Source organism: Sphingobacterium sp. UBA2610 (assembly GCF_002339225.1).
Lineage (GTDB): Bacteria > Bacteroidota > Bacteroidia > Sphingobacteriales > Sphingobacteriaceae > Sphingobacterium > Sphingobacterium multivorum.
On record NZ_DDKA01000001.1, the window covers coordinates 445,850 to 452,348 of the forward strand.

At 40.1% G+C, this 6,499-nt stretch carries 4 protein-coding genes; 2 read left to right on the forward strand and 2 right to left on the reverse strand.

Annotated elements, in window-relative coordinates; all coding sequences use genetic code 11:
* Window positions 1-28 precede the first annotated feature (28 nt).
* Both B4Z47_RS02000 and B4Z47_RS02005 read right to left on the reverse strand, forming a co-directional pair.
* Window positions 29-2,872, reverse strand: a complete 2,844-nt coding sequence (locus B4Z47_RS02000; protein ID WP_286726664.1) for a hypothetical protein — start codon at window positions 2,870-2,872, stop codon at window positions 29-31.
* Window positions 2,873-3,128: 256 nt separating this feature from the next.
* A complete protein-coding gene (locus tag B4Z47_RS02005; protein ID WP_286726666.1) occupies window positions 3,129-4,481 on the reverse strand; it encodes a MutS-related protein in 1,353 nt (450 codons plus the stop codon).
* Window positions 4,482-5,059: 578 nt separating this feature from the next.
* Here B4Z47_RS02005 and B4Z47_RS02010 point away from each other — a divergent pair.
* Together B4Z47_RS02010 and B4Z47_RS02015 are read left to right on the forward strand one after the other, a co-directional pair.
* Window positions 5,060-5,635: a Crp/Fnr family transcriptional regulator gene (locus tag B4Z47_RS02010; protein WP_112376030.1), complete on the forward strand. Its 576-nt coding sequence runs from the start codon at window positions 5,060-5,062 to the stop codon at window positions 5,633-5,635.
* Window positions 5,636-5,767: 132 nt separating this feature from the next.
* Entirely contained in the window at window positions 5,768-6,472 is a 705-nt protein-coding gene (locus tag B4Z47_RS02015; protein WP_115050431.1) for a type 1 glutamine amidotransferase domain-containing protein, read from the forward strand.
* Window positions 6,473-6,499: the final 27 nt, after the last annotated feature.

A 6,499-nucleotide genomic window follows, 5' to 3' on the forward strand; every position in this document is an offset into this window, starting at 1 on the left:
TTTCTCATCACAATGATGAGAAGACTCTTTACTTAATCACAAACCAAGTTTGACTTCTTGCTGGTATATTGACCTCAAATATCCCTTCCGAGGCTGCATTTAATGGCATTGTCCTACTGTTTTGATCTTGCTCAACCACTTGCACATTTCCTTTCAGTCCGGTATAGTATAAGTTGACCTTAATTTTTCGTGTTATCACTTCGTCCAATGGATTATAGATCATTAGTAATCCCTTTTCTTTTCCCGCTGGATTCACGTGCAAAATAGCATCATAATCCATCCCGTCAGGACGTCTCACATGGATGATATCACTGTCCAAAACTTCACGGTGTTTCTTGTAAAAATTCACCCATTTGGTTACTACATTTTTCGTCTCTGGGGAGTCATAAAGCTGTGGTCCACGATAACAAGCCTGTACACCTGCGCCAAATAGATTGGCCAAGCGTTGCTCGTAATGCGGTAGGTGATCCTTCAAAGGCTCTATCGTTGCCTCTTTGCCGCCACCTTGGTATTCTACCAAAGGAACAAACATCCAGCCCATGGATGGAGCTTTAGCCCAGGTACCATCGAAGATATTCTGTCTTTCCACAATCTCCTGTTGTGTCCTCGGAAGCGACCAGTTCGCCTCACGGTAGCCCATTCCGACTTTGTTTCCACCATTAAAGAAATACATATCCGGAATATTCAGGTAGATTCCCTTTTCACGGCACCATTTGTAAAAATCAGTGATCCGTTTAAACTGATTCCATTGCGAGTCTTTTTCATTGTGATGTCCGGGATGATCGGTGGCGTAACACCAATCCCCTGGATAAGAGCCATCATGCTCAAATACACCCAATCCCGAACTTTCGTACAGGTTATACAGCTTTTTGAAGTAAGCCTGGCCCCATTCACTCTCAATACAGGGTGAACTTCCAAAGCGAGGATGCATGCCTTCAGGTAGCACAACGTCATTTTTAGCATCAATATGCCGACTGGCCAGGAGCGAATAGCCTCCAAGTTCAATTCCTTTGCTATGCGCATAGTCAGCAAGCTCTTTCATACGCTTGAGATTTTCGGGAGAATCATCTTCGGCATTGAATCCAGACCAAAAGGTCATAATAACCATTTCAAAACCAACCTCCGTTGCTTGATCAATTGCCTTTTTTACCGACTCGTTGTCCGAACTCCGTACATGCATCAATATTGGATTTTCAGTTGCCCATGGCGCCATGGAGCGCAGCATTTTTCGATATCCAAGGCTCTTACGTTCGCGTTCCCAGCTATCGTTCAACAGCTCCCAAACCCGATAGCTTGCAAATTCTCCACCGGCAGCAACCTGTTGTTCGGGTCCCATTTTAGGTGCAACTTCCAACAGACAGGGTGTCTCCCGGTCGTAGTGGACCTGTGTGGTATATAGCGGGTCTTTTTTCCACTCCAGACTCGAGGAATAAACGACTTCCTCGCTCATACCGCCAAATGTATAATCTGTTTCCACGGTGATATTAGGGTATAACCAACGGCTTCTATGATCTACCGAACTTTCGGGCTCAAATACAGCCAATTGCTCACTCTTAAAGCTATTAACCACAATTTCCCGGTCCGACTGATTCTTCACAGTAATCCACTTACTAAAGATCGGCATGTCATCATAAAGATCATAATGAACCTGTACCGTAACGTTTTTCATATAAGCAAGTTTACTGGACAGATCGCCTGCAAATTGGGATGAAAAATCACCGTATGCCCAAAAACCTTCTATTTTGGAGCGACCTTCCTTTGTAGAAGCCTTTCCATCTTTGTTCCCGCCGTTTGGATCCATTTTTCCGACACGAACCAACTGTATCTTGTCACCTGACTTTAGCGAAAGATGACCGACAGTATGCCATTGTTGTCCATCCAAAGAGGCTTGTGCCAATAATTCTTTATCCGCTATTTCATATCTAAACCATAGCTGATCTGCTTTACCAACTTCGAAGGTTCCGTTATCGCGTTTGCCATCAAAAAAGACTACTTTGCCTTCGCTTGCTCGCCAATAAAGTCTGGGGCTACTATTCGTTAGTGTTAGCCCAAAACCCAATCCCCAATCGTTGGATTGATCAGTACCTTTATTCATCTTGGCGACGAGTACCTTTGCTTCTTGAGGAACCGCTCTTTCAGCAAATACTGCCGCATTCTCCAGTGCCATAATCTCGCCCACTTTTCCTTCATTGACAAAGGAATTACGTGCATGTGATTTTGACACCATCAACCTCCAGTCGGACGCTAAACGCTGAAATTTATCTTCCAACAGCAATGATCTGTTTTGGTCACTTTTGCTCTTTGCGGCAAGAGCATCGATCGCCTGTTGATCCAATGTATAGTTAAATGTCAGCTCTTTGCCCGGCACTGGCCAGGGCATCTCTTTAGGCATCCAGTTTGGCCTCTTTTTCCAGCCAAAACGGGGTTTTGTATCTTCAATTTTATAATCATGGAACTTAAAAGCCATGGGATTAGCCTTTAAACTCGGTATCCATTCTTTTAGTAAGTAATTATGTACTTTTTGTCCTTCCAATCCACCGACATCAAAGGTAAACCCATCGATTGTTACACTGGCTTCAGATCGGATCGACCTTAGAAATGCTGTATTTCCAGTCAATTCGTCCAAACCAATACTGGCTACATTTGGAAAAGTCGTAAATGTACGGCTGACCAAGCCATTGGAAAATACCAAATGACCTTCTTTCGTCTTGAAGAGCCCTGCTTTCGCATGGGGAGTTCCTATTAGCCAGTCTCCAGACAGGCTGTTGCTTTCTTTGTTAAATAGCGGCAGCTGCTGACTATAGCTCTGCTTTGCCTGGCCCAACACGGCTATTAGACACAGGATATAGAGTTGTTTTTTAAAGTAATTCATCTTTTTAGTTTGCCAATACATTTACTGACGCGACTTTCAGATACTTGCTTAAAACTTTGATTTTATTTGCTTTCAACAGTATTACCGAGCCCCATTGTTTATTTGGTTCGTTCCTCATTACTTCGTCAAGTCTACTGGATCCAAAGATATCTGCAATTTTACCACCTAAAAAAATGCTTAAACAATTGATTCGGTTTGACCAAAAGTTTACCATAGACTATAAAACTGAAACAAGATAATCAATATCACAATAATCTCATTCTTTTTGTATTCCCAAATCAAATTCCCTTAAAATCTCAAATACCCGTTCTTTGCGCAATAACCACATGCCTAACTTTTCTTCGGCAACACCATCCAAAAGTCGGTATGTAAAGATAATTCCCTCCTTTTCATCCAACTGAACCCCCAAATATTTCAGTGCAATACCTTCTTTATACAGTATGGGGCAAATTTCCGTAATATGTGAGGACAATAAGAATACACAGTTCTTATATCCTTTCAAACAGTTAACTAATTCCAGGGTTGCTTCACTGGCATCACCATGGTTTGTCCCCTTGAATAGCTCATCCATCAGAACAAACATTTGCTTACCGGATGCCAGTAACTCCGCCAAATGTTTAACCCGTAATACTTCGTTAAAAAAGTGACTTGCACCTGCATTTATATTATCACCTAAATTTATGGTCGCCGATATTCCGTCAAAAAGTACTGTTTTCATCGCATCTGCTGAAACCGGAAAACCAAGATGTGCCAGATAAACGCAGCTTCCAATTGTCTTCAACAAGGTAGATTTACCCGTCATATTTGCTCCGGTCAGATACCAAAGGTTGTTTTCTTTTTTTATTTCTACATCATTTTTAATGGCATCTTCAATAAATAAATTATAAGCTCCACGTATGGTGATCATATCCTCTCCCCCTGTCTTTTCCTCAATTTGAGGAAAAACAAGATTCTTTCCTTTGATACTTTTTGCTACACTGAACAAAGCATCCAAATGATACAAAACATCGAAAATCTCACGTATTGCATTTCGTTTTATATTTCTAAAAAGATAATCGTATTTGATCATCAGCTCCTTAGAAAATTTGTTATTCAGCAACTGCTTAAACTCATCCCGATCGATATCTTCCAAAACACAATCTATGTGCTTACGATATTCTTTGAGAATAGCTAAACTATGACCTTCTGATTTTGCAGATGCTAAAAAAATAGCAAGACCATCTGTAATCTTAGCGATCTCGTGAATAGATCGCTTAATAAGTATCTCGCGTTTTTTAAAATCCAAAGACAAAAAATTCGTTGACACCATTTCGAGATAATAAGTAGCCCTGGAAGGTGAATAGGGTTCTTGCGGCAGAGACAAATATTGCTCCAGATCCTGCATCATATACTTATCCAATAGATCCGAAATCTCAACTTTTTGCATAAAAAGAATTAGATGCTGTCTGCTTTCTATTTCCAATTTAGAGGAAAGAGGTTTAAGAAAATAACTATACAACATATCCCGCCCACCTAGCGTAACTGTACAATCGAAAAAATCGACCATATCCTTATACCTACTGTTGGTAACATTTAAATCCGCTAAGGTTTGCTTGTCAACGATCGACATAATTTATTTATTGTGGCTCTTTCCTTAAACTTACTCAAAGTCATTATAATTAGCAACACTGTAGCAGAATCGTTATACAGCGAAATAAGTTTTCATAATCATGAGATTACTAGCGATTATTCTAGAATATTAAAACGGAAATAATTAACTAATGAGCCAATCAGGCAAGACATAGGTTCTTAAGCATTTAAATTTATAGGACATATCCAAGGAAATAACGCAAGGGTAAAAAACAAAAAAACACCCGAAAGCATGGGGTACTCCGGGTGTTTTAGCCATATTATTAACCTATTTTATGAAAAGTGCCCTTGAATGGGCAACACGAAAATAGAAAATAACTTTGTATAAACAAAATAAAATTTAAAAAAATCATTTTTTATAAATCACTAAACCGGTTAAACATGGAAATTTAGCATCGCGGCTAAAGGATTTCAAGTTGCGTTTTTGTCTAGGAACAAGTTAAAATCAAATTAATATTATCTTAATATATGATAGGGATATGAAGGGAACTTGATGCATCCCTTCGCCATCATTGTGAGATTTTGTTTAATTTTAAATCGATCAAGTAACTGTTAGCTATGAACGAACGTGAAATTCTGAGACAACATATCGACAAGACCGTCCAGTTGAACGACGAACAATTCGACTACTTCTTTTCTTTTTTTAAACCGATCTCCTTTAAAAAGAAACAGCAGATTATCAGCATAGGAGATCTGGTCGAACAAGAGTATTTTGTGCTAAATGGTTGTTTAAAGACCTTTTTTACCAACGATGAACAAAAGATGCATATCTTACAGTTTGCCACACAGACCTGGTGGGCTTCTGATTATAATGCATTGCATAATCAGAGCAGGGCTACAGTCAATTTAGATTGTGTAAGCGAGGCAGACACGCTCTGCTTATCGAATGAGGACAGGGAAAAAGTATGTAAGGAAATTCACGAAGTTGAAACCTTTTTCAGATGGCGTTCTAATAAAGGATACATTGGGCTGCAAAAAAGAATAATGTCACTGCTGAACAACAATGCGCGGAGCCGCTACGAGGAACTCATGCAGCAATACCCTGAACTCTATAATCTCGTTCCCAAACATTTGATCGCAGCATATCTGGGCGTTTCCCGCGAAACACTAAGCAGGCTATACCAAGCCAAATAATGTGATCTAGATCACAAAAGCAAAACCATTCTCCAAATTGTGATGTATATCACATAGGGCTCCGGCAATTTATCCCCTACTTTGTACTATCGCTTTAAACATATAATTTTTTAACAGACTTGGTTATTTAATATGAAAAAAGACAAATTAAAAGTATTGGTTGTATTGACATCACATGACCAATTGGGTGATACAGGAGAAAAAACAGGTTTTTGGGTGGAGGAATTTGCAGCGCCTTATTATGTTTTACAAGATGCAGGAGTGGACGTCACCATAGCATCTCCAAAAGGAGGGCAACCACCAATCGATCCTAAAAGTGTGCTCCCAGATTTTCAAACAGAAGCAACCAAACGTTTTGATGCAGATAAGGAGCTCCAAACAAAATTGGCAAATAGCTTAGCCTTGGATACGATCAATGAACAGGACTACGATGCGATTTTCTATCCTGGGGGCCATGGTCCTTTGTGGGATTTAACCAACGATAAGACATCCGTTGCATTGATCGAGTCATTTTGGGCCCACAACAAACCTGTCGCCGCCGTATGCCATGCGCCAGCTGTATTTCGCTATGTCAAGGATAGTAATGGTCAGCCACTGGTCAAAGGTAAAAAAGTTACCGGATTTTCAAATAGCGAGGAAGAAGCGGTTCAATTAACGGCTGTTGTTCCCTTTTTAGTAGAAGATGAACTTGTAAAATTGGGTGCACAGTACAGCAAAGGGGAAGATTGGCATAGTTATGTAGTCAAAGATGGCCATCTCATTACCGGGCAAAACCCTGCGTCTTCGGAAGAAACTGCTAAAGCTTTGTTTACTCTATTGAGCAATTCCCAGCAATAAACTAATCAAAAAATAAGTAAGGACTGT